We start from the raw sequence: 23,011 nt of genomic DNA, 5'->3' as shown, positions 1-23,011 counted from the left end.
TTCCAGCAGTTTCGGGCACGCTCCGGAATCGGCGTGACATTCCCACGCTTCCAGCTCGGGGGCTTCTCGCCGGAACCACTCATTCACGTTCTCTCCGCCGTATCTCTACCGGCGGACCACCGCCCCGGCACGGTCCAACCCCATCAGGTCACGGACCGTCGCCGGACAGCACAACCGGTCGCCGAGCCAGACAGGCCGACGTCCGCTCCAGGGAAGGACCCTTCGTGAGCGACACCACCGATCTGATGGGCGCTGCCGACACCAACGTCGACACCAGTGCCCCCGCCGCGGGCGCCGCAGCTGCCACTGCCACCCGGCGCCGCCGCTCCGGCACCGGCCTTGAGGGCATGGTCCTGGCCGAGCTGCAGCAGGTCGCGTCGGGCCTCGGTATCAGGGGCACCGCGCGGATGCGCAAGAGCCAGCTGATCGAGGTCATCAAGGAGGCGCAGGGCGGCAGTGCCCCCAAGGCCGCGGCCCCCGCCGCCGACGCCGCCGAGGCCAAGCCGAAGCGCCGCGCCACCAGCAAGGCCCGCACGGGCGAGCCGGCCGCCGCCGCGCCCGCCGAGAAGACCGCCGCGCCGGCCCAGATCGAGATCCCGGGCCAGCCGATCAGCGAGGACGCCCCGGCCGGCGAGCGCCGCCGCCGCCGCGCCACCGCCCCGACCGGCAGCCCCGAGTCCTCGGCCCCCGCCGCCGTGCAGGTCGAGCAGAAGACCGAGGCCCCCGCGGTCGCCCCGCAGGCCGAGGCCAAGGCGGAGCAGGCCGTGGCCGTCTCCGCCCAGACCCAGACCCAGGCCCCCGCCCAGGAGGCCGGCGAGGGCCGCAGCCGCCGCGACCGCCGTGACCGCGGCGAGCGGGGCGAGCGCGGTGAGCGCGGGGACCGTCAGGGCCGTCGCGACCGCGGTGCCAAGGCCGACGAGCAGGGCCAGCAGCCGCAGGGCGGCGGTGGCCAGGGCCAGCAGGGCGGCCGTCAGGACCGCGCCGAGCGCCAGGACCGCCAGGACCGTCAGCAGCAGGGCGGCGGCCGGGGCCAGCAGGGCCGTCAGGACAACGGTCCCCAGGACGACTTCGACGGTGAGGACGGCCGGCGCGGCCGGCGCGGCCGCTACCGCGACCGCCGTGGCCGCCGTGGCCGTGACGAGTTCGCCCCGGGCGAGCCGCAGGTCGCCGACGACGACGTCCTGATCCCCGTCGCGGGCATCCTCGACATCCTCGACAACTACGCGTTCATCCGGACCTCCGGCTACCTGCCCGGCCCGAACGACGTGTACGTCTCCCTCGCCCAGGTCCGCAAGGCCGGTCTGCGCAAGGGCGACCACACCACCGGCGCCGTGCGCCAGCCCAAGGACGGCGAGCGCCGCGAGAAGTTCAACGCCCTCGTGCGCCTGGACTCCGTCAACGGCATGGCGCCCGAATCGGGCCGCGGCCGCCCGGAGTTCCAGAAGCTGACCCCGCTCTACCCGCAGGACCGGCTCCGCCTGGAGACCGACCCGGGGGTGCTGACCACCCGCATCATCGACCTCGTGTCGCCGATCGGAAAGGGCCAGCGCGGCCTGATCGTGGCCCCGCCGAAGACCGGCAAGACCATGATCATGCAGGCGATCGCCAACGCGATCACCACCAACAACCCCGAGTGCCACCTGATGGTCGTCCTGGTCGACGAGCGTCCGGAAGAGGTCACCGACATGCAGCGGTCGGTCAAGGGCGAGGTCATCTCCTCGACCTTCGACCGCCCGGCCGAGGACCACACCACCGTCGCCGAGCTGGCCATCGAGCGCGCCAAGCGCCTCGTGGAGCTGGGTCACGACGTGGTCGTCCTGCTCGACTCCATCACCCGTCTGGGCCGCGCGTACAACCTCGCGGCGCCCGCCTCCGGCCGCATCCTGTCCGGTGGTGTCGACTCGACCGCGCTGTACCCGCCGAAGCGCTTCTTCGGTGCCGCGCGCAACATCGAGGACGGCGGCTCGCTGACCATCCTGGCCACCGCGCTGGTCGACACCGGCTCGCGCATGGACGAGGTGATCTTCGAGGAGTTCAAGGGCACCGGCAACATGGAGCTCAAGCTCGACCGCAAGCTCGCCGACAAGCGCATCTTCCCGGCCGTCGACGTCGACCCGTCGGGCACGCGCAAGGAGGAGATCCTCCTCAACGCGGAGGAGCTCGCCATCGTCTGGAAGCTGCGCCGGGTGCTGCACGCGCTCGACTCGCAGCAGGCGATCGAGCTGCTGCTCGACAAGATGAAGCAGACGAAGTCGAACGCCGAGTTCCTGATGCAGATCGCCAAGACCACCCCGGCGGGCAAGAACGACGACTGACCGACGCCGGCCGGTCCGCGCGTGAGCGCAGGCGCCCCCCACCGCAACCGCGGCGGGGGGCGCCGTCGTTGGTGCGAGTTTCGCCACACCGGCGGCCCCGCGGAGCCCGCCAGGGACCTGCGGACGCCCGGATCGCAACCCGGTGTGGGCGGGGCGTCACACACCGTTCCCTTCCGGGTGGGGGCGTGCGGAGCGGTGCTCCGCTCGTGGAACCCTGGAATGCGTTGGTCCGTCTGAGTGAGAGAACAGCGGGCACGGAGCCAGGACCGAGGAGAGCATGAGCGAGGACAGCAGGGGGAGCGGCCGCGGCGGAAACAGGCGCCGGCGAAGAGCTCAGCCGAAGCGCCGCAAGGGCCTCAGGATCGCCGCCTGGACCGCCGCCGCGGTGGTCGTGCTGGGCGGCGGAAGCCTCGGCTGGTTCTACTTCAAGCTCAACGGCAACCTGCACAGCGTCGACATCGACTCGGCCCTCGGCAAGGACCGCCCGGCCGACGTGGACAACGGCTCGATGGACATCCTCGTCCTCGGCTCCGACTCCCGCGACGGGGCGAACAGCGAGTACGGCGCGGACGACGGCGGCTCGGCCCGCTCCGACACGGCGATGATCATCCACCTCTACGAGGGCCACAAGCAGGCCAGCGTCGTGTCGATCCCGCGTGACACGATGCTCCCGCGGCCCGCGTGCCCCCTCAGCAAGGGGAAGACCAGCGCCCCCAGGCAGCGCGCGCAGTTCAACGAGGCGTTCACCATCGGCGGGGCCGCCTGCGCCGTCAAGACCGTCGAGGCGATGTCGGGGATCCGCATGGACCACTACATCGAGGTCGACTTCACCGGCTTCAAGAAGATCATCGACAACCTCGGCGGGGTCGAGCTCACGACCACCAAGCCGATCAAGGACTACGGCAGCCACCTCGACCTGCCGGCCGGCGCGCACAAGCTCAACGGCGAGCAGTCCCTCGGCCTGGTCCGCACCCGCAAGACCGTCGGCGACGGCGGCGACCTGGGCCGAATACAGCTCCAGCAGGCGTTCATCAAGGCGCTGATCAAGCAGGTCAAGGGGATCGGGGTCTTCGACAGCCCGAAGAAGCTCTACGGTCTCGCCGACTCCGCCACCAAGGCGATCACCACCGACAAGGCGCTCGGTGACGTGAAGTCCCTCGCCGGCTTCGCCCAGGGACTCCAGGGCATCAGCGCCGAGAACATGCACATGATCACCCTGCCGGTGACCCAGGACCCGCTCGACAAGGACCGTGTCGCGGTCCTGGCCAAGGACTCCAAGATGGTCTGGGACGCCCTGCTGGCCGACCAGCCCATCCCCGCCGCGGCCACCGAGCACTCCAACGGGGACAAGAGCGCCGCGGGCTCGATCGTGCAGTAGCGGCCCCGCCCCGCGAGGGGCCGGAATAGATGTCGCTCCCACCCCGTTGAGGGGAGCGTTCCGAGAATTTTGACAGGCGGCCCGGTCCTGGCAGACTGGTCTGTCGGCCCCGGTTCACGCAGTACGCAATTCGGCTCCTGCGACCCGGCGCCCTCCCGAATCTAGGAGACACCTTGAAGCGCGATGTTCACCCCGAGTACGTCGAGACCCAGGTCAGCTGCACCTGTGGCGCGTCGTTCACCACCCGCAGCACCCTGACCGACGGCACCATCCGTGCCGAGGTCTGCTCCGAGTGCCACCCGTTCTACACGGGCAAGCAGAAGATCCTCGACACCGGTGGCCGCGTGGCCCGCTTCGAGGCCCGCTTCGGCAAGGGTGCGGCCAAGAAGTAGCGCGACCCAGGCGCCGGTCACCGGCCGCCCCCTGACCACGCGGGGGCGGCCGGGCCGGCGCCTTTGTCGTCGCCCAGCCCGCCCCGCCCATTTTTGACTTTTCACCTCAGGAGCACCCGATGTTCGAAGCGGTCGAGGACCTGGTCGGCGAGCACGCCGACCTCGAGAAGAAGCTCGCCGACCCTTCGGTCCACTCGGATCAGGCGAACGCGCGCAAGCTGAACAAGCGCTACGCGGAGCTGACGCCCATCGTGGCGACCTTCCGGGCGTGGAAGCAGACGGGCGAGGACATCGAGACGGCCAAGGAGCTGGCGGCCGACGACCCCGACTTCGCCGCCGAGGTCAAGGAACTGGGCGCGCAGCGCGAGGAGCTCACCGAGAAGCTCCGCCTGCTGCTCGTCCCCCGCGACCCCAGCGACGACAAGGACGTGCTCCTGGAGATCAAGGCGGGCGCCGGAGGCGACGAGTCCGCCCTGTTCGCCGGCGACCTGCTGCGCATGTACCTGCGCTACGCCGAGCGCGTCGGCTGGAAGACCGAGATCATCGACTCCACCGAGTCCGAGCTCGGCGGCTACAAGGACGTCCAGGTCTCCGTCCGCACCAAGGGCGGCAACGGGGCCACCGAGCCCGGCCAGGGCGTGTGGGCCCGGATGAAGTACGAGGGCGGCGTCCACCGCGTCCAGCGCGTCCCGGCCACCGAGTCGCAGGGCCGCATCCACACCTCCGCCGCCGGCGTGCTCGTCACCCCGGAGGCCGAGGAGGTCGAGGTCGAGATCAACCCGAACGACCTGCGCATCGACGTGTACCGCTCCTCGGGCCCCGGCGGCCAGTCCGTCAACACCACCGACTCGGCCGTGCGCATCACGCACCTGCCGACCGGTGTGGTCGCCTCCTGCCAGAACGAGAAGAGCCAGCTCCAGAACAAGGAGCAGGCCATGCGCATCCTGCGTTCGCGCCTGCTGGCCGCCGCCCAGGAGGCCGCCGAGCAGGAGGCGTCCGACGTGCGCCGCAGCCAGGTGCGCACCGTGGACCGCTCCGAGAAGATCCGGACGTACAACTACCCGGAAAACCGGATCTCCGACCACCGCACCGGCTTCAAGGCGTACAACTTGGACCAGGTGCTCGACGGCGACCTCGACCCGGTCATCCAGGCATGCGTCGACACCGACTCCGCGGCGAAGCTCGCGGCAGCGCACTGACGACCTTCGCACCATCCCCCTCCCCCAAGCTCTCGGCTTCGCTCGAGCAGGGGGGAGCCCCATGACAGCAGCCCGGAGGACCAGCGTGAACTTGCTGCTTGCCGAGGTGGCCCAGGCCACCCAGCGGCTGGCCGCCGCCGGCGTGCCCTCACCGCGTTTCGACGCGGAGGAGCTCGCGGCCTTCGTGCACGGCGTCAAGCGGGGGGAACTGCACCACGTCAAGGACGCGGACTTCGACGCCCGGTACTGGGAGGCCGTCGCCCGCCGCGAGGCGCGCGAGCCGCTCCAGCACATCACCGGCCGGGCCTTCTTCCGCTACCTGGAGCTCCAGGTCGGCCCCGGGGTGTTCGTGCCCCGGCCCGAGACCGAGTCGGTCGTGGACTGGGCCATACAGGCGGTCCGGGCCATGGACGTGGTCGAGCCGCTGATCGTGGACCTGTGCACCGGCTCCGGCGCGATCGCCCTCGCCATGGCCCAGGAGGTGCCGCGCTCGCGCGTGCACGCCGTGGAGCTGTCCGAGGACGCCCTGCGCTGGACCCGCAAGAACGCCGAGGGCTCCCGGGTCACCGTCCACCAGGGCGACGCCCTGAGCGCGCTGCCCGAGCTGGACGGCCAGGTGGACCTGGTCATCTCCAACCCGCCGTACATCCCGCTCACCGAGTGGGAGTACGTGGCCCCCGAGGCCCGCGACCACGACCCCGAGATGGCGCTGTTCTCCGGCGAGGACGGCCTCGACACCATCCGCGGGATCGAGCGCACCGCCCACCGGCTGCTGCGGCCCGGCGGCATCGTCGTCATCGAGCACGCCGACACCCAGGGCGGCCAGGTGCCGTGGATCTTCGGCGACGAGCGGGGCTGGGCCGACGCCGCCGACCACCCCGACCTGAACAACCGCCCGCGCTTCGCGACCGCCCGCAAGGCCATGCCGTGAGGCGCACGACCCCGACGACCGACACGACCCCGCTGCACGAGGAGGCCCGCTGATGGCCCGGCGATACGACTGCAACGACGCGACGGACCGCAAGACGGGCCTGCGCGAAGCGGCCTCCGCCGTACGCCGCGGGGAACTCGTCGTGCTGCCCACCGACACCCTGTACGGGATCGGGGCGGACGCCTTCAGCGCCGGGGCCGTCGGTGACCTGCTCGCCGCCAAGGGCCGCGGCCGCACCATGCCCACCCCGGTGCTCATCGGCTCCCCGAACACCCTGCACGGCCTGGTCACCGACTTCTCCGAGCAGGCGTGGGAACTCGTCGACGCCTTCTGGCCGGGCGGGCTCACCCTCGTCGCCAAGCACCAGCCGTCGCTGGCCTGGGACCTGGGGGAGACCCGCGGGACCGTGGCCGTCCGGATGCCGCTGCACCCCGTCGCGATCGAGCTGCTGACCGAGGTCGGCCCGATGGCCGTGTCCTCGGCGAACCTGTCCGGGCACCCCGCCCCGGAGGACTGCGACGCGGCGCGCGCCATGCTGGGCGACTCCGTCTCCGTGTACCTGGACGGCGGGCCGACCCCCAGCACCCGGCCGTCGTCGATCGTCGACGTCACCGGGAAGGTTCCCGTCCTGCTGCGCGAGGGCGCGCTCAGCGCCGAGCAGCTGCGGGAGGTCGTACCCGACCTCGAGGTGGCTCCGTGAGCCCTCAGGGGCGTGGCATAGCCAAGGGGGACGACGCCTTCCGCATACTCCACGTCAGCACCGGGAACGTGTGCCGCTCGCCGATCACCGAGCGGCTGACGCGGCACGCGCTGGCGCACCGGCTGGGCGCCCTGGGGCTGGCCCCGGGCGGCCTGATCGTGGAGAGCGCCGGCACCTGGGGCCACGAGGGCGCCCCGATGGAGGCCAACGCGGCCGCCGTGCTGGCGGACTTCGGCGCGGACGCCTCGGGGTTCACCGGGCGCGAGCTCCTCGACGAGCACGTCATCCGGGCCGACCTGGTCCTGACCGCCACGCGGGACCACCGGGCGCAGGTCATCTCCATGGGCCACTCGGCCGGACTGCGGACCTTCACCCTCAAGGAGTTCACCCGCCTGGTGCGGGCCATAGACCCGGCCACCCTGCCGCCGCTCGACGACGGGATGGCCGAGCGGGCCCGGGCACTGGTGCGGGCCGCCGCCGCCCTGCGGGGCTGGCTGCTGGCCCCGTCCGCCGACGCGGACGAGGTGTACGACCCGTACGGGGCGCCCATCACCTTCTTCCGCTCCATCGGCGACGAGATCAACCAGGCGCTGGACCCCGTCGTGACCGCGCTGACGGGCGTGGCCGGGCAGCGCTGACCCCCGGGCGGGCTCATCGGGCATGACCGCCGTGCCCGCTCTACAGTGGCTGGTACCGGTACCCCCACTGCGCGGGAGTCGTGCCATGAGCGTCACCACCGAGCGCCCCACGGACGTGCTGCGGGCGCAGGATCCGCAGCTGGCCGACATCCTCGACGGGGAACGGCAGCGCCAGGCGAGCACGCTCCAGCTGAGCGCCGCCGAGAACTTCACCTCCCCCGCCGTGCTCGCCGCGCTGGGCTCGTCGCTGGCCAACAAGTACGCAGAGGGCTACCCCGGCGCCCGCCACCACGGCGGCTGCGAGTACGCCGACCTCGCCGAGCGGGCGGCCCAGGAGCGGGCCATGGCGCTGTTCGGGGCCGAGCACGCCAACGTACAGCCGCATTCGGGTTCCTCCGCGGTCCTCGCCGCGTACGCGGCGCTGCTGCGGCCGGGCGACAAGGTGCTGGCCATGGGCCTGCCGTACGGGGGCCACCTCACGCACGGATCCCCCGCCAACATCTCCGGGCGGTGGTTCGAGTTCGTCGGGTACGGGGTGGACGCCCGGACGGGGCTGATCGACTACGAGCAGGTGCAGCGGCTCGCCAGGGCGCACCGCCCCAAGGCCATCGTCTGCGGCTCCATCTCCTACCCCCGGCACCTGGAGTACTCGGCCTTCCGGGAGATCGCCGACGAGACGGGGGCCTACCTGATCGCGGACGCCGCCCACCCCATCGGCCTGGTCGCGGGCGGGGCGGCGCCGAGCCCCGTCCCGTACGCGGACCTGGTCTGCGCGACCACCCACAAGGTGCTGCGCGGCCCGCGCGGCGGGATGGTGCTGTGCGGGGCCGAGTTCGCCGAGCGCGTGGACCGGGCGGTGTTCCCCTTCACCCAGGGCGGCGCCCAGATGCACACCATCGCCGCCAAGGCGGTGGCCTTCGGGGAGGCGGCCGGCCCGGCCTTCACCCGGTACGCCCACAAGGTCGTCGCCAACGCCCGCGCCCTCGCCACCGCTCTGCGGGCGCACGGGCTGGCCGTCATCACGGGCGGCACCGACACCCACCTGATCAGCGCCGACCCCGCCCCCCTGGGCCTCGACGGGCCGGCCGCGCGGGGCCGGCTGGCCGCCGCCGGGATCGTCCTCGACACCTGCGCCCTGCCGTACGGGGACCGGCGCGGGCTGCGCCTGGGCACCGCGGCGGTGACCACGCAGGGGATGGGTGAGGCGGAAATGGCCCTGATCGCGGAGCTGTTCGCGGCCGCACTGCGGGGCGGGGAGGTGGCCGGAACCCGTGCCGAGGTCACCGAGCTGGCCGGACGATTTCCCCCGTACGGGGCGTAACCGGGGCGAGTGTCCCGTAGTGCAACCGGAACGGGGACTCCGCGCGTCCTCGACCCCGTGTACATCGCGGCTAATGTGTGGGGCTGAGATGGCCGGCGATACATCTGGGGCAGCCAGTGCGTGAATATCTGCTGACGCTTTGCGTCACGGTCGCGGTGACCTACCTCCTGACCGGGCCCGTACGGAAGTTCGCCATCGCGGCGGGGGCCATGCCGGAGATCCGCGCCCGCGACGTGCACCGCGAGCCCACCCCCCGCCTCGGCGGCATCGCCATGTTCGGCGGCCTGTGCGCGGGCCTGCTGATCGCCGACCACCTGCAGAACCTCAACGGGGTGTTCGAACGCTCCAACGAGCCCAGAGCACTGCTCTCGGGCGCCGCGCTGATCTGGATCGTCGGCGTCCTGGACGACAAGTTCGAGCTGGACGCGCTCATCAAACTCGGCGCCCAGATGATCGCCGCCGGCGTGATGGTCATCCAGGGCCTGACCATCCTGTGGATTCCGGTTCCGGGTATCGGCACGGTCGCCCTGACCCAGTGGCAGGGCACCCTGCTCACCGTGGCCCTGGTGGTGATCACCATCAACGCGGTGAACTTCGTGGACGGGCTCGACGGCCTGGCCGCCGGCATGGTCTGCATCGCCACCTGCGCGTTCTTCCTCTACGCCTACCGGATCTGGTTCGGCTACGGCATCGAGCCGGCCGCCCCGGCGACGCTCTTCGCGGCCATCCTGATGGGCATGTGCCTGGGCTTCCTGCCGCACAACATGCATCCCGCACGGATCTTCATGGGGGACTCCGGCTCGATGCTGATCGGCCTGGTGCTGGCCGCCTCGGCCATCTCGATCACCGGGCAGGTGGACCCCGACACCATGGCCCTCTTCGTGGGCGGCGAGCGCAACGCCACCCACGCGATGCTGCCGGTCTTCATCCCGCTGCTGCTGCCGCTGACCATCATCGCGATCCCGATGGCGGACCTGATGCTGGCCATCGTGCGGCGCACCTGGAACGGGCAGTCCCCCTTCGCCGCTGACCGCGGCCACCTGCACCACCGGCTCCTGGAACTCGGGCATTCCCACAGCCGCGCCGTACTCATCATGTACTTCTGGTCGGGGCTGATCGCCTTCGGGACGGTGGCCTACTCGGTCAACTCCGCCTCGATGTGGATCGTCCTGGCCATCGCCGCGCTGAGCGCCCTGGGCCTGGTCCTGCTCCTCCTGCCGCGGTTCACCCCGCGCGCCCCGCGCTGGGCCGAGGGCCTGGTCCCGCCGCGCTACCGGCACTCCCGGCGGGTGGCGGAGGCGGCGGCCGAGGCCGCGGTACGGGAGGACACCGGGACGGAGCCGGAGCCGGCCCGGCCGATCGCGGCGGGAGTGGCCGGCGTCAACGGCGCGACAGCGGTAGGCCCCCGTTCGCGCTTCCCCGACCGGCGTAAGGCGGGTTCGTCGCGCTGACGCCGCGGGAGCATGTCCGACATGAACGCCCTTTACCAGACAAGACGCCGTCCTGTCCTGCACACACGGGCGGATTAGCCCTCATGTGTGACAGTCAGCACACCGCACAGGTAAAGCTCTCATCAAATAGTTTGTGATACCGTTCACTAAACCCGGCGACAGAGCCGAAGGACCGTAGTGCGACGGTCCATTGGCCCGAGGCGACCACTCGGACCGGGCTTACGCTCGTCCCCGTACGAGTTCCCGTACGAGTCCGTGCCCCCACCACCACGCGGAGCAAACCGCCATGCGGTCAAACGACGTCCGATCCCTCCTGCAAACCGCCGTACCCACCGCTGTCGCCGGCGCTGTCGCCGCCGTGATCAGCGGTCTGGTCGTCGGTGGCAAGGGTGCGGTCGGGTCGCTCGTCGCGACCGCGGTCGTGATCGTGTTCATGGGGCTCGGATTCCTGGTCCTGCAGCGCACGGCGAAAACTCTGCCGCACCTGTTCCAGGCCATGGGCCTCATGCTCTATGCGGCTCAGATCCTGCTGCTCTTCGTCTTTCTCGCCGTGTTCAAGAACACGACGCTGTTCCACCCCCGGGCGTTCGCGATCACGCTCGTCGCCACCACCCTCGTGTGGATCGGCGCGCAGACGCGTGCTCACATGAAAGCCAAGATCCTTTACGTCGAGCCGGACTCGACCAGCGGTGACAAGCCCGGAAAGCCGGGGTCGAAGCCGTGAGGGGTAGGGCCGGGATAAGTGTGCGTTCGAGATGCTGCTATCGTCCGGTTCCAACTGCGGCACTGCGGGCGCGGGCATCTGAGCTGACGCCTGTTCCATCGCGAGGCTCGATGCCTGACTGCCGCCCCCACACCCGTTACACCAGTCCAGTGCCGAACCGCGGCCGTGCGCCGCGCCGACACGATGAGGTTGCCGTACCTATGCGCCACGCTGAAGGAGCCCGCGGTGAGTGCTGACCCGACGCAGGTCCTCGCCTTCGAGACCGACTGCCACATCTTCTCCGGATGCGGCTTCCCCGGCCCGGGCCTGCACTCGTTCCTCTTCGAGCCGCTGTGGGGCGAAGCTGGTCTGACCAGCGTCTACTTCAACAAGCCGATGCTGCTGGCCCTTCTGGGCTCGATCATCATCGTGGCTTTCTTCTGGGTCGCCTTCGGCAAGGCCAAGGTCGTCCCGGGCAAGCTGCAGATGGTCGGCGAGGCCGGCTACGACTTCGTGCGCCGCGGCATCGTCTACGAGACGCTCGGCAAGAAGGAGGGCGAGAAGTACGTCCCCTTCATGGTCTCGCTGTTCTTCTTCGTCTGGATCCTGAACGTCTGGTCGATCGTCCCGGTGGCCCAGTTCCCGGTGACCTCGATCATCGCGTACCCCGCGGTCCTCGCAGCGATCGTCTACTTCATCTGGATGTCGGTGACGTTCAAGCGTCACGGCTTCGTCGGTGGACTGAAGAACCTGACCGGCTACGACAAGTCGCTCGGCGGCGTCCTGCCCCTGGTCATGGTCATCGAGTTCTTCTCGAACGTCCTGGTGCGCCCGTTCACCCACGCGGTCCGACTGTTCGCGAACATGTTCGCCGGTCACACCCTGCTGCTGCTGTTCACCATCGCCAGCTGGTACCTGCTGAACGGGATCGGCATCGCCTACGCGGGCGTCTCGTTCATCATGGTCATCGTGATGACCGCCTTCGAGCTCTTCATCCAGGCTGTCCAGGCGTACGTCTTCGTCCTCCTGGCCTGCAGCTTCATCCAGGGCGCGCTCGCCGAGCACCACTGAGCCAGACCGCCCACCCCCAACCCCCTGTCGTCCGGTGGCCAACCCCCACCGGTCCGTGAAAGAGAAGGAAGAACTGGCATGTCCCAGATCCTTGCTGCCGCCGAAGGCGTCACCGGTTCCCTCAGCTCCGTCGGTTACGGTCTCGCGGCCATCGGCCCGGGCGTCGGCGTCGGCATCATCTTCGGTAACGGTACGCAGGCCCTCGCCCGCCAGCCCGAGGCTGCCGGTCTGATCCGCGCCAACCAGATCCTCGGCTTCGCCTTCTGTGAGGCGCTCGCCCTCATCGGTCTGGTCATGCCGTTCGTCTACAGCTGACGAACCGCGACCACTAGTCCGATTAGACGAAAGGCACTGATGTGAACCTCCTGGTTCTCGCGGCCGAGACGGAAAACCCGCTCGTCCCGCCGATCCCCGAGCTCGTCATCGGTCTGATCGCCTTCGTCATCGTCTTCGGTTTCCTCGCGAAGAAGCTCCTCCCGAACATCAACAAGGTTCTGGACGAGCGTCGCGATGCCATCGAGGGCGGTATCGAGAAGGCTGAGGCCGCTCAGACCGAGGCTCAGAGCGTGCTGGAGCAGTACAAGGCCCAGCTCGCCGAGGCCCGGCACGAGGCCGCGCGCCTGCGCCAGGAAGCGCTGGAGCAGGGCACTGCGCTCAAGGAAGAACTGCGCGCAGAGGGCCAGCGGCAGCGTGAGGAGATCATCGCTGCCGGTCACGCCCAGATCGCCGCAGACCGCAAGGCGGCCGCTCAGGCGCTGCGCCAGGACGTGGGCAAGCTCGCCACCGACCTGGCCGGCAAGCTCGTCGGCGAGTCCCTCGAGGACGTCGCCCGCCAGAGCCGCACCATCGACCGCTTCCTCAGCGAGCTCGAGGAGAAGGCCGAGGCGGCCCGATGAACGGAGCGAGCCGCGAGGCGCTGGCCTCCGCGCGCGAGCGTCTCGACGCGCTGACGGACAACACGTCCGTCGACGCGGCGAAGCTCGCCGGTGAGCTGGCAGCCGTCACCGCGCTGCTCGACCGTGAGGTCTCGCTGCGTCGGGTCATCACGGACCCGGCGCAGTCCGGCGAGGCCAAGGCCGAGCTGGTCGGCCGACTGCTGTCCGGCCAGGTGGGCGGGGAGACCCTCGACCTGGTGTCCGGCATGGCCCGGTCCCGCTGGTCGCAGTCCCGTGACCTGGTGGACGCGCTGGAGGAGCTGGCGGCCACCGCCGACCTCACCGCGGCCCAGCAGGGCGGCGGCCTGGACGGCGTCGAGGACGAGCTGTTCCGCTTCGGCCGGATCGTCGCCTCGAACACCGGGCTGCGCTCCGCGCTGACCGACCGCGGCGCCACCGTGACCGCCAAGAGCGAGCTGCTGCGCAGCCTGCTCGGCGGCAAGGTGAACGCCGTCACCGAGCGACTGGTCGTCCGTCTCGTCACGCACCCGCGTGGACGTAGCCTTGAGGGGGGCCTCGAGTCCCTCTCGACGCTCGCCGCTGCGCGCCGTGACCGCATGGTCGCCACCGTGACCAGCGCGGTCCCGCTCAGCGACGTGCAGAAGCAGCGTCTCGGCGCGGTGCTGGCGAAGCTGTACGGCCGCCAGATGCACCTGAACCTCGACGTGGACCCCGAGGTCCTCGGCGGGATCTCGGTGCGGGTCGGCGACGAGGTCATCGACGGCACCATCGCGGAGCGTCTCTCCGAGGCGTCCCGCCGCATGGCCGGCTGACCAGCCGCCACCACACAGATACAAAGCATTCCTAGCGGCCCGGTTGGGCCGTGCAGAACTTGCAGAAGATTCCTGGGGGTCGCCCCCAGACCCCTAAGAAGCTTCAGGCCCAACAAGGAGAGCAGGGAACCCAGATGGCGGAGCTCACGATCCGGCCGGAGGAGATCCGGGACGCACTGGAGACCTTTGTCCAGTCGTACCAGCCGGACGCGGCCTCGCGCGAGGAGGTCGGAACGGTCAGCGTTGCCGGCGACGGCATCGCGAAGGTGGAGGGCCTGCCCTCCGCCATGGCGAACGAGCTGCTGAAGTTCGAGGACGGCACCCTCGGTCTCGCCCTCAACCTCGAGGAGCGCGAGATCGGTGCGATCGTCCTCGGCGAGTTCAATGGCATCGAGGAGGGCCAGCCGGTGCAGCGCACCGGTGAGGTTCTCTCCGTAGGCGTCGGCGAGGGCTACCTCGGCCGCGTTGTCGACCCGCTCGGCAACCCGATCGACGGCCTCGGCGAGATCGCGACCGAGGGCCGCCGCGCCCTCGAGCTGCAGGCCCCGGGCGTCATGGTCCGTAAGTCGGTGCACGAGCCCATGCAGACCGGCTACAAGGCCGTCGACGCGATGGTGCCGATCGGCCGTGGCCAGCGTCAGCTGATCATCGGTGACCGTCAGACCGGCAAGACCGCTCTTGCCGTCGACACGATCATCAACCAGCGCGACAACTGGCGCTCCGGCGACGTGAACAAGCAGGTCCGCTGCATCTACGTCGCCATCGGCCAGAAGGGCTCGACCATCGCGTCCGTGCGCGGCGCCCTGGAAGAGGCCGGCGCGCTCGAGTACACGACGATCGTCGCCGCCCCGGCGTCCGACCCGGCCGGCTTCAAGTACCTGGCGCCGTACACCGGTTCCGCCATCGGCCAGCACTGGATGTACGCCGGCAAGCACGTCCTGATCATCTTCGACGACCTGTCGAAGCAGGCCGACGCCTACCGCGCCGTCTCGCTGCTGCTGCGTCGCCCGCCGGGCCGTGAGGCGTACCCGGGTGATGTCTTCTACCTGCACTCCCGTCTGCTGGAGCGTTGCGCCAAGCTCTCCGACGAGATGGGCGCCGGCTCGATGACCGGTCTGCCGATCGTCGAGACCAAGGCCAACGACGTCTCGGCGTTCATCCCGACCAACGTCATCTCCATCACCGACGGCCAGTGCTTCCTGGAGTCCGACCTGTTCAACGCCGGTCAGCGCCCGGCCCTGAACGTCGGTATCTCGGTCTCCCGCGTCGGTGGCTCGGCCCAGCACAAGGCGATGAAGCAGGTCTCCGGCCGTCTTCGCGTCGACCTGGCCCAGTACCGCGAGCTGGAGGCGTTCGCCGCCTTCGGTTCCGACCTGGACGCCGCGTCGAAGGCTTCGCTGGAGCGCGGCAAGCGCATGGTCGAGCTGCTGAAGCAGGGCCAGTACCAGCCGATGCCCGTCGAGGAGCAGGTCGTCTCCGTCTGGGCCGGCACCACCGGCAAGATGGACGACGTCCCGGTGGGCGACATCCGTCGCTTCGAGTCCGAGCTGCTGGAGCACCTGCGCCGCGAGCGCAAGGACCTCCTCACCTCGATCGCCGAGGGCGGCAAGATGTCGGACGACACCCTGACGTCGATCGCGGACGCCATCGCTGCCTTCAAGCAGCAGTTCGAGACGTCTGACGGCAAGCTCCTGGGCGAGGACGCTCCGGCCGTCAACGTCTCCAAGTGACGACGGAAGGGACCTGACTCATGGGAGCGCAGCTCCGGGTCTACAAGCGTCGCATCCGTGCCGTCACGGCGACCAAGAAGATCACCAAGGCGATGGAGATGATCGCCGCCTCGCGCATCGTCAAGGCGCAGCGCAAGGTGGCGGCATCGATGCCGTACGCGACCGAGCTCACCCGTGCGGTGACCGCGGTGGCGACCGGCTCGAACACCAAGCACGCCCTGACCACCGAGGTCGAGGCGCCGACCCGCGCCGCGGTCCTGCTCATCACGAGCGACCGCGGTCTGGCCGGCGGCTACTCCTCGAACGCCATCAAGCAGGCCGACCGGCTCACCGAGCGGCTGCGCGCTGAGGGCAAGGAGGTCGACAGCTACATCGTCGGCCGCAAGGGTGTCGCCTACTACGGTTTCCGCGAGCGCAAGGTCGCGGACTCGTGGACCGGCTTCACCGACAGCCCGGCCTACGCCGACGCCAAGCGCGTCGCGGCGCCGCTGATCGAGGCCATCCAGACGGAGACGGCCGAGGGCGGCGTGGACGAGCTGCACATCGTCTACACGGAATTCGTGTCGATGATGACGCAGAACGCGGTGGACAGCCGGATGCTGCCGCTCAGCCTCGACCAGGCTCAGGAGGAGACCAGCACGAAGGGCGAGGTCCTTCCGCTGTTCGAGTTCGAGCCGTCGGCGGAGGACGTCCTCGACGCCCTTCTGCCGCGCTACGTCGAGAGCCGTATCTACAACGCACTGCTGCAGTCGGCCGCTTCCGAGCACGCCGCCCGCCGCCGCGCGATGAAGTCGGCGACCGACAACGCCGGAGACCTCATCAAGAGCCTCTCCCGGCTTGCCAACGCGGCCCGCCAGGCCGAAATCACCCAGGAAATCAGCGAGATCGTCGGTGGCGCGAGCGCCATGGCTGACGCGACCGCGGGGAGTGACAAGTAATGACGACCACTGTTGAGACGGCCGCCGCCACGGGCCGCGTCGCCCGGGTCATCGGCCCGGTCGTCGACGTGGAGTTCCCCGTCGACGCCATGCCCGAGATCTACAACGCCCTCAAGGTCCAGGTCGCCGACCCGGCCGAGGACGGCAAGCTGAAGACGCTGACCCTGGAAGTCGCCCAGCACCTGGGTGACGGCCTGGTCCGCACCATCTCCATGCAGCCCACCGACGGTCTGGTCCGCCAGGCCCCGGTGACCGACACGGGCGAGGGCATCACCGTCCCCGTCGGTGACTTCACCAAGGGCAAGGTGTTCAACACCCTGGGTGAGGTGCTGAACTACCCGGAGGCCAACGCCGAGGTCACCGAGCGCTGGCCCATCCACCGCAAGGCGCCCTCCTTCGACGAGCTCGAGTCGAAGACCGAGATGTTCGAGACCGGCGTCAAGGTCATCGACCTCCTCACCCCGTACGTCAAGGGTGGAAAGATCGGTCTGTTCGGTGGTGCCGGTGTCGGCAAGACCGTTCTGATCCAGGAAATGATCTACCGCGTCGCCAACAACCACGACGGTGTGTCGGTCTTCGCGGGCGTCGGTGAGCGTACCCGTGAGGGCAACGACCTCATCGAGGAGATGGGCGACTCGGGCGTCATCGACAAGACGGCCCTCGTCTTCGGCCAGATGGACGAGCCCCCGGGCACCCGTCTTCGCGTCGCCCTCGCCGGTCTGACCATGGCGGAGTACTTCCGCGATGTGCAGAAGCAGGACGTGCTCTTCTTCATCGACAACATCTTCCGTTACACCCAGGCCGGTTCGGAGGTGTCGACCCTTCTGGGCCGCATGCCGTCCGCCGTGGGTTACCAGCCGAACCTGGCTGACGAGATGGGTCTGCTGCAGGAGCGCATCACCTCGACCCGCGGTCACTCGATCACCTCGATGCAGGCGATCTACGTCCCCGCGGACGACCTGACCGACCCGGCGCCGGCCACCACCTTCGCCCACCTCGACGCGACGACGGTTCTCTCCCGTCCGATCTCCGAGAAGGGCATCTACCCGGCCGTGGACCCGCTGGACTCGACGTCCCGCATCCTCGACCCGCGGTACATCGCGGCGGACCACTACGCGGCCGCCATGCGTGTCAAGGGGATCCTGCAGAAGTACAAGGACCTCCAGGACATCATCGCGATCCTCGGTATCGACGAGCTGGGCGAGGAGGACAAGCTCGTTGTCCACCGTGCCCGTCGCGTCGAGCGCTTCCTGTCGCAGAACACCCACGTCGCCAAGCAGTTCACCGGCGTGGACGGTTCGGACGTTCCGCTCGACGAGTCGATCACCGCGTTCAACGCGATCTGCGACGGCGAGTACGACCACTTCCCCGAGCAGGCGTTCTTCATGTGCGGTGGCATCGAGGACCTGAAGGCCAACGCCAAGGAGCTGGGCGTCTCCTGATGCCCCCGGGAGGGGCGGGTGTGTCCCGCCCCTCCCTCCACGCCCATTAGAATTTGACCCAACACCCGGCGGACCCGCCGGGTGGTGACCCGAGGAGCCACCTTGGCTGCTGAGCTGCACGTCGAGCTGGTCGCGGCGGACCGCAATGTCTGGTCCGGCGAGGCCACCCTGGTCGTCGCCCGCACCACGTCCGGCGACATCGGCGTCATGCCCGGTCACCAGCCGCTCCTCGGAGTGCTGGAATCGGGCCCGGTGACCATCCGTACCAGCGACGGCGGCACGGTCGTCGCCGCGGTGCACGGCGGTTTCATCTCGTTCGCGGACAACAAGCTGTCCCTGCTGGCCGAGATCGCCGAGCTCGCGGACGAGATCGACGTCCAGCGGGCGGAGCGGGCACTGGAGCGCGCGAAGTCGGAGGCCGACGCGGCCGCCGAACGTCGCGCCGATGTCCGGCTGCGTGCGGTCACGGGGCACTGAGCCCCGTACCGAAGAGTGTGAGACCTCAGCCGCGGTCCGTTCCGGAATTTTCCGGAGCGGGTCGCGGCTGAGGCGATGTACGTACTTTTTGTCTGTGCGGATTTCGATGAGCGAGGAGGTCGGTGAAGATGCTCCTCGCTCTGCTTGTGAGCGGCCTGGTCGTAGCCCTGGTGGTGATCGGGCTGTTCGTGTTCGGGCTGCGCCGCAGACTGATCCAGCGCTCCGGCGGGACCTTCGACTGCAGCCTGCGCTGGGATGTGGCCGAGGAGCCCGATGTCTCCGGCAAGGGGTGGGTCTACGGGGTCGCCCGATACAGCGGTGACCGCATCGAGTGGTTCCGCGTGTTCAGCTACGCGCCGCGGCCGCGCCGGATACTGGAGCGTTCCTCCATCGAGGTGCTCGCCCGGCGTGCCCCGCAGGGCGAGGAGGAGCTGGCCCTGCTGTCCGACTCCGTCGTGCTCGGCTGTTCCCACCAGGGGACGCGCCTGGAGCTGGCGATGAGCGAGGACGCGCTGACCGGGTTCCTGGCCTGGCTGGAGGCGGCGCCTCCAGGCCAGCGGGTGAATGTCGCCTGAAATATATTGCCCGCTGGATGGGGGTCTCCCGGACGAAGTCTGGGGGAGGGTGAACGTCGCCTGAGGCTTTCTCCGCACGTGAAGAAGCCGGGCGGACGGGGGCGGACCCGTCTGCCCGGCTTCGTCGTGTCCGGCTACTGCAGCCCGGTGTGGATGGCGGCGGCGAGCTCGCCGTTCGCGGTGTCGCCGCTGAACTCCCAGAAGAAGGCTCCCTTGAGCCCCTGGTTCTTCAGCCAGGTCATCTTGCCGGCGATGGTGGCGGGGGTGTCGTAGCTCCACCAGTTGCTGCCGCACTTGGCGTAGGCGGTGCCGGCGACGGTTCCGGTGGCCGGGCAGCTGGTCTTGAGGACCTTGTAGTCCTCGATGCCCTGCTCGTAGGTGCCCGGGGCGGGCCCGGTGGCGGCGCCGCCGGGGGCGTCCTGGGTGACTCCCGTCCAGCCGCGGCCGTAGAAGCCGATGCCGAGGTTGAGCTTGGAGCCGGGGATGCCCTTGCCCTTGAGCTTGGTGATGGCGGCCTCGGTGTTGAAGCCGGCGATCGGGATGCCGGCGTAGGAGGTCAGCGGGGAGTGGGGGGCGGTGGGGCCCTTGGCGTCCCACGCGCCGAAGAAGTCGTACGTCATCACGTTGTAGAAGTCGACGTACGGGGCGGCGCCCGCGTAGTCCGCGAGGTCGAGCTTGCCGCCGTTGGAGCCGTCGGCGGAGATGGCGGCGGTGACCAGGTTCGAGGCGCCGAACTTGGCGCGCAGGGCCGACATCAGGTTCTTGAAGGCCGCGGCCCCGCTGGTGTCGCAGGAAAGACCGCAGGCGTTCGGGTACTCCCAGTCGATGTCGATGCCGTCGAAGACGTCCGCCCAGCGGGGGTCCTCGACCAGGTCGTAGCAGGACTGGGCGAAGGCGGCCGGGTTCTGGGCGGCCTGGCCGAAGCCGCCGGACCAGGTCCAGCCGCCGAAGGAGTAGACGACCTTGATGCCCGGGTACTTGGCCTTGAGCTTGCGCAGCTGGTTGAAGTTGCCGCGCAGGGGCTGGTCCCAGGTGTCGGCGACGCCGTCGACGCTCTGGTCGGCGGTGTACGCCTTGTCGTAGTCGGCGTAGGAGTCGCCGATGGTGCACTTGCCGTTCTGGACGTTGCCGAAGGCGTAGTTGATGTGGGTGATCTTCGCCGCGGTGCCGGAGGTGACCAGGTTCTTCACGTGGTAGTTGCGCTGGTAGACGCCCCAGTCGGTGAAGTAGCCGAGCTTGACCTTGGCGCCGGGGTCGGGGCCGGGGCCCGGTCCGGGGTCGGTGCCGCCGCCGGGGGTGGTCACGGACAGGGGGGCGGAGGAGGGGCCGGTCTGGTCGGCGGTGTCGCGGGCGGTGACCGTGTAGGTGTAGGTGGTGCCCTTGGTCAGGCCGGTGTCCGCGTAGGTGGTGCCGGTGACGGTGGCGAGCTTGGCGCCGTTGCGGTGGACGTCGTAGTTCTTGACGCCCTTGTCGTCGGTGGCCGCCGGCCAGGAGAGGGTGAGCGAGGTCTCCGTGAGGCCGCCGGCCGTGGGGGTGCCGGGGGCCGAGGGCGGGTTGTCGGCGGGGGTGGTGGTGCCGTCGCAGGAGCCGCCGTTGACCTTGCAGCCGGCCGGGGCGCCGGGGCCGCTGCCGTTGAAGCCGAAGCTGATGGTGGCGCCGGGGGCGAGGGTGCCGTTCCAGCCGACGTTCTTGGCGGTCCAGTGGGTGCCGGAGCTGGTGACGGTGGCGTCCCAGGCCGAGGTCACCTGGGTGCCGGCCGGGTAGTCCCACTCCACGGTCCAGCTGCTGAGGGTGGTGGTGCCGGTGTTCTTCACCGTCCACTTGCCTTCGAAGCCGGTGCCCCAGTCGGAGACCTTGGTGTAGGTGGCGCTCGCGGACGCGGCGGCCTGGGCGGGCCCGGCGAGGCCGATGAGGCCGGCGACGGGCAGGGCGAGGGCGGCCGCGGTGGCGGCCAGCCTCCTGAAGAGGGGGATGCGTCGTGGGGGTGCTGTGCTCAAGGGTGTTCCTCCGGAGGTCCGTGCCGGTCGGGGGCCGACCGGCACTGGGGATGGGACCTGCGCCGCCCGTGAGCACGCCGGAAAGCGATCTCTTTGTCATGGCACGCTCACCACAGTTCCCGGTGAGCGTAGAAAGGTCTGGACCAAGCGTCAAGAGGTCCAGACCTCATGTGCTGTACAGCCGCTAGAGCCCCAACTCGCGTGCGAGTACCGCCGCTTGGACCCGGCTGCGCAGCTCCAGCTTCCCCAGGATCCGGCTGACGTGCGTCTTCACCGTGGCCTCCGCCATCTCCAGCCGGACGGCGATCTCCGCGTTCGACAGCCCCTCACCCAGAGCCCCCAGCACCTCCCGTTCCCGCCGCGTCAGCGACTCCACCGCCGCGGCCGCCTCCGGGCGCGCGGGACCCGGTACGGGCCGGGGCGCGGCGAACTCGGCGATCAGCCGCCGGGTCACCGCCGGGGCGATCAGCCCCTCGCCGCGGGCGACCGTCCGCACCGCCGCGATCAGCTCCGCCGCGTCGGCGTCCTTCAGCAGGAAGCCCGCCGCCCCCGCCCGCAGCGCCCCGAAGACGTAGGCGTCGAGGTCGAAGGTGGTCAGCACCAGCACGTCGGCCAGGGCCTCCGCGACCACCCGGCGGGTGGCCTCCACCCCGTCGAGCAGCGGCATCTGCACGTCCATGAGGACCAGGTCCGGCCGCAGCTCCCGGGCCAGGCGCACCGCCTCCTCCCCGTCGGCCGCCTCGCCGACCACCTCGACGTCCCCCGCGCTGCGCAGGATCAGCACCAGTCCCGCCCGTACCGCCCGCTGGTCCTCGGCCACCAATACCCTGATGGTCACTCCCGCACCGCCTTCTCCTCGGCGGGCAGCGCCGCCCGCACCTGCCAGAGGGGCCCGGCCGGGCCCGCCGTGAACGTACCGCCGAGCAGCTCCGTCCGTTCCCGCATACCGATCAGCCCCGCCCCGGAGCCGGGGAGGCGCGGGCCGGACCGGTCCCCGTACGGGGAGTCCACGGCCACCGTGAGCAGGCCGTCCTCGCGGGCCAGCCGCACCGCGACGGGGCCGGCGGCGGCGTGCTTGAGGGCGTTGGTCACGGACTCCTGCACGATCCGGTACGCCGCCAGCTCCACCGGCGCGGGCAGCGGCGGCCCGGGCGGACGGGCGTCGTCCAGGACGAAGTCCAGCCCGCTCGCCGCGCCGTTGGCCCGGGCCCGGCCCAGCAGGGCGGCCAGCCCGTCGAGGGAGGGGACGGGCGCCGCGTCCTGCCCGGCTCCCGCCTCGCGCAGCAGTCCGATCAGGCGGCGCATCTCCGCGAGCCCCTGGACGCTGTTCTCGCGGATCACCCCGAGGGCCTCACGGCTGGTGGCGGGGGAGTCGATGGACAGCGCGGCGGTGGAGTGGAGGGCGATGGCGGAGAGGTGGTTGGCGACCATGTCGTGCAGCTCGCGGGCCATCCGGGCCCGCTCGGCGGCGACCGCCTGCGTACGGTCCATCTCGGCCAGCAGCGCCGTCTGCGCGGCGCGCAGCCGGGCGGCCTCGGCGGCCTCGCGGTGGTTGCGCAGGGTGGCGCCGGTCAGGGCGGGGCCGAAGCAGACGATGCCGGTGAGCACGCCGATCATCAGGGACTGCGGGGTGCGCAGCCAGGCCACGGCGACGACGGTGACGACCACCGTGACCAGGCCGGTGGAGACCGGCAGCCGACGGGCCATGGCCGGTCTGCCGTAGACGACGGCCGCGTACATCAGGTCCGTGAAGACGAGGACGGTGCCCAGGTTCCCCACCGTGAACTGGTCGGCGATCACCGCGGCGGTGCCGACGGCCAGCGTGAGACGGGGCGCGGTCCGCCGCAGCAGCTCCATCGGCCCGATGACCAGCAGCGGTACCAGCGCGGCCCACGCGGGGAAGAAGTGCCGGTCGCCCGTGCTGTGGACCCCCAGGGACCACAGCAGCACACCGGCGAGCACGCTGACCACCGCGAGGAGGACGTCGTCGCGGTGCGGGCGGAGGATCTTCGGCGGCACGTCCCCCATCCAACACGCAGAGCTGC

22 protein-coding genes are annotated in these 23,011 nt (G+C 70.3%); 19 read left to right on the top strand and 3 right to left on the bottom strand.

Annotated elements, in window-relative coordinates; translation table 11 throughout:
* Positions 1-224 precede the first annotated feature (224 nt).
* The 19 genes from rho to ABZ716_RS01585 all read left to right on the top strand — a co-directional run bounded on the left by rho (position 225) and on the right by ABZ716_RS01585 (position 18,969).
* On the top strand, positions 225-2,315 hold the full coding sequence (gene rho / locus ABZ716_RS01675; protein ID WP_358955654.1) for a transcription termination factor Rho: 2,091 nt from the start codon (positions 225-227) through the stop codon (positions 2,313-2,315).
* Between the two features lie 277 nt (positions 2,316-2,592).
* Complete coding sequence (locus ABZ716_RS01670; protein ID WP_358812498.1) at positions 2,593-3,693, top strand: LCP family protein; 1,101 nt, start codon at positions 2,593-2,595, stop codon at positions 3,691-3,693.
* A 173-nt stretch (positions 3,694-3,866) separates the two neighbouring features.
* Entirely contained in the window at positions 3,867-4,085 is a 219-nt protein-coding gene (gene rpmE, locus ABZ716_RS01665; protein WP_351879120.1) for a 50S ribosomal protein L31, read from the top strand.
* A gap of 119 nt (positions 4,086-4,204) precedes the next feature.
* A complete protein-coding gene (prfA, locus tag ABZ716_RS01660; RefSeq protein WP_351879117.1) occupies positions 4,205-5,284 on the top strand; it encodes a peptide chain release factor 1 in 1,080 nt (359 codons plus the stop codon).
* 85 nt (positions 5,285-5,369) lie between these two features.
* Positions 5,370-6,215, top strand: a complete 846-nt coding sequence (gene prmC / locus ABZ716_RS01655) for a peptide chain release factor N(5)-glutamine methyltransferase (RefSeq protein WP_351879114.1) — start codon at positions 5,370-5,372, stop codon at positions 6,213-6,215.
* Positions 6,216-6,267: 52 nt separating this feature from the next.
* The gene (locus ABZ716_RS01650) at positions 6,268-6,915 is read left to right on the top strand and encodes an L-threonylcarbamoyladenylate synthase (protein WP_358812497.1); all 648 of its coding nucleotides are present in this window, start codon (positions 6,268-6,270) and stop codon (positions 6,913-6,915) included.
* A complete protein-coding gene (locus ABZ716_RS01645; RefSeq protein WP_358812496.1) occupies positions 6,912-7,553 on the top strand; it encodes a protein-tyrosine-phosphatase in 642 nt (213 codons plus the stop codon). The genes ABZ716_RS01650 and ABZ716_RS01645 overlap by 4 nt, the downstream gene beginning before the upstream one ends.
* Before the next feature lie 85 nt (positions 7,554-7,638).
* Positions 7,639-8,874 carry a serine hydroxymethyltransferase gene (gene glyA / locus ABZ716_RS01640; protein WP_358955651.1) on the top strand — a complete coding sequence of 412 codons (1,236 nt, stop codon included), beginning with the start codon at positions 7,639-7,641 and terminating at the stop codon, positions 8,872-8,874.
* A gap of 104 nt (positions 8,875-8,978) precedes the next feature.
* Complete coding sequence (locus tag ABZ716_RS01635) at positions 8,979-10,325, top strand: MraY family glycosyltransferase (RefSeq protein ID WP_351879503.1); 1,347 nt, start codon at positions 8,979-8,981, stop codon at positions 10,323-10,325.
* Positions 10,326-10,611: 286 nt separating this feature from the next.
* Complete coding sequence (locus ABZ716_RS01630) at positions 10,612-11,049, top strand: hypothetical protein (RefSeq protein ID WP_358812494.1); 438 nt, start codon at positions 10,612-10,614, stop codon at positions 11,047-11,049.
* A gap of 225 nt (positions 11,050-11,274) precedes the next feature.
* On the top strand, positions 11,275-12,099 hold the full coding sequence (gene atpB, locus ABZ716_RS01625) for a F0F1 ATP synthase subunit A (protein ID WP_351879100.1): 825 nt from the start codon (positions 11,275-11,277) through the stop codon (positions 12,097-12,099).
* Between the two features lie 78 nt (positions 12,100-12,177).
* Positions 12,178-12,414, top strand: a complete 237-nt coding sequence (locus ABZ716_RS01620; RefSeq protein ID WP_030295275.1) for an ATP synthase subunit C — start codon at positions 12,178-12,180, stop codon at positions 12,412-12,414.
* 41 nt (positions 12,415-12,455) lie between these two features.
* A complete protein-coding gene (locus tag ABZ716_RS01615) occupies positions 12,456-12,995 on the top strand; it encodes a F0F1 ATP synthase subunit B (RefSeq protein ID WP_358812493.1) in 540 nt (179 codons plus the stop codon).
* Positions 12,992-13,807 carry a F0F1 ATP synthase subunit delta gene (locus ABZ716_RS01610; protein ID WP_351879094.1) on the top strand — a complete coding sequence of 272 codons (816 nt, stop codon included), beginning with the start codon at positions 12,992-12,994 and terminating at the stop codon, positions 13,805-13,807. The genes ABZ716_RS01615 and ABZ716_RS01610 overlap by 4 nt, the downstream gene beginning before the upstream one ends.
* 134 nt (positions 13,808-13,941) lie before the next feature.
* Positions 13,942-15,537: a F0F1 ATP synthase subunit alpha gene (gene atpA, locus ABZ716_RS01605; RefSeq protein ID WP_351879092.1), complete on the top strand. Its 1,596-nt coding sequence runs from the start codon at positions 13,942-13,944 to the stop codon at positions 15,535-15,537.
* A gap of 20 nt (positions 15,538-15,557) precedes the next feature.
* The gene (locus tag ABZ716_RS01600; RefSeq protein ID WP_358812492.1) at positions 15,558-16,475 is read left to right on the top strand and encodes a F0F1 ATP synthase subunit gamma; all 918 of its coding nucleotides are present in this window, start codon (positions 15,558-15,560) and stop codon (positions 16,473-16,475) included.
* A complete protein-coding gene (gene atpD / locus ABZ716_RS01595) occupies positions 16,475-17,917 on the top strand; it encodes a F0F1 ATP synthase subunit beta (protein WP_101390156.1) in 1,443 nt (480 codons plus the stop codon). The genes ABZ716_RS01600 and atpD overlap by 1 nt, the downstream gene beginning before the upstream one ends.
* Positions 17,918-18,019: 102 nt before the next feature.
* Positions 18,020-18,394, top strand: coding sequence for a F0F1 ATP synthase subunit epsilon (locus ABZ716_RS01590; RefSeq protein ID WP_351879085.1), 375 nt, complete (start codon positions 18,020-18,022; stop codon positions 18,392-18,394).
* Between the two features lie 128 nt (positions 18,395-18,522).
* Positions 18,523-18,969, top strand: coding sequence for a DUF2550 domain-containing protein (locus ABZ716_RS01585; protein ID WP_358812491.1), 447 nt, complete (start codon positions 18,523-18,525; stop codon positions 18,967-18,969).
* 134 nt (positions 18,970-19,103) lie between these two features.
* Here ABZ716_RS01585 and ABZ716_RS01580 read toward each other — a convergent pair whose 3' ends face one another.
* From ABZ716_RS01580 to ABZ716_RS01570, 3 genes are all read right to left on the bottom strand, one after another.
* The gene (locus ABZ716_RS01580) at positions 19,104-20,942 is read right to left on the bottom strand and encodes a glycoside hydrolase family 18 chitinase (protein WP_358955884.1); all 1,839 of its coding nucleotides are present in this window, start codon (positions 20,940-20,942) and stop codon (positions 19,104-19,106) included.
* Positions 20,943-21,150: 208 nt separating this feature from the next.
* A complete protein-coding gene (locus ABZ716_RS01575) occupies positions 21,151-21,804 on the bottom strand; it encodes a response regulator transcription factor (RefSeq protein WP_358955648.1) in 654 nt (217 codons plus the stop codon).
* On the bottom strand, positions 21,801-22,994 hold the full coding sequence (locus tag ABZ716_RS01570; RefSeq protein WP_358955645.1) for a histidine kinase: 1,194 nt from the start codon (positions 22,992-22,994) through the stop codon (positions 21,801-21,803). The genes ABZ716_RS01575 and ABZ716_RS01570 overlap by 4 nt, the downstream gene beginning before the upstream one ends.
* Positions 22,995-23,011 lie beyond the last annotated feature (17 nt).

It is taken from the genome of Streptomyces sp. NPDC006687 (assembly GCF_040636215.1).
Lineage (GTDB): Bacteria > Actinomycetota > Actinomycetes > Streptomycetales > Streptomycetaceae > Streptomyces.
The sequence above is the reverse complement of the archived record's forward strand: the minus strand, read 5'-3'. Positions and strand labels throughout refer to the sequence as shown.

Bases quoted from the DNA above. Each gene is read 5' to 3' on its own strand.
- ABZ716_RS01585 (WP_358812491.1), top strand. From the start codon at position 18,523: ATGCTCCTCGCTCTGCTTGTGAGCGGCCTGGTCGTAGCCCTGGTGGTG.
- atpD (WP_101390156.1), top strand. From the start codon at position 16,475: ATGACGACCACTGTTGAGACGGCCGCCGCCACGGGCCGCGTCGCCCGG.
- ABZ716_RS01570 (WP_358955645.1), bottom strand. From the start codon at position 22,994: ATGGGGGACGTGCCGCCGAAGATCCTCCGCCCGCACCGCGACGACGTC.
- atpA (WP_351879092.1), top strand. From the start codon at position 13,942: ATGGCGGAGCTCACGATCCGGCCGGAGGAGATCCGGGACGCACTGGAG.
- ABZ716_RS01650 (WP_358812497.1), top strand. From the start codon at position 6,268: ATGGCCCGGCGATACGACTGCAACGACGCGACGGACCGCAAGACGGGC.
- ABZ716_RS01610 (WP_351879094.1), top strand. From the start codon at position 12,992: ATGAACGGAGCGAGCCGCGAGGCGCTGGCCTCCGCGCGCGAGCGTCTC.
- ABZ716_RS01620 (WP_030295275.1), top strand. From the start codon at position 12,178: ATGTCCCAGATCCTTGCTGCCGCCGAAGGCGTCACCGGTTCCCTCAGC.
- ABZ716_RS01600 (WP_358812492.1), top strand. From the start codon at position 15,558: ATGGGAGCGCAGCTCCGGGTCTACAAGCGTCGCATCCGTGCCGTCACG.
- ABZ716_RS01630 (WP_358812494.1), top strand. From the start codon at position 10,612: ATGCGGTCAAACGACGTCCGATCCCTCCTGCAAACCGCCGTACCCACC.
- glyA (WP_358955651.1), top strand. From the start codon at position 7,639: ATGAGCGTCACCACCGAGCGCCCCACGGACGTGCTGCGGGCGCAGGAT.
- prfA (WP_351879117.1), top strand. From the start codon at position 4,205: ATGTTCGAAGCGGTCGAGGACCTGGTCGGCGAGCACGCCGACCTCGAG.
- ABZ716_RS01670 (WP_358812498.1), top strand. From the start codon at position 2,593: ATGAGCGAGGACAGCAGGGGGAGCGGCCGCGGCGGAAACAGGCGCCGG.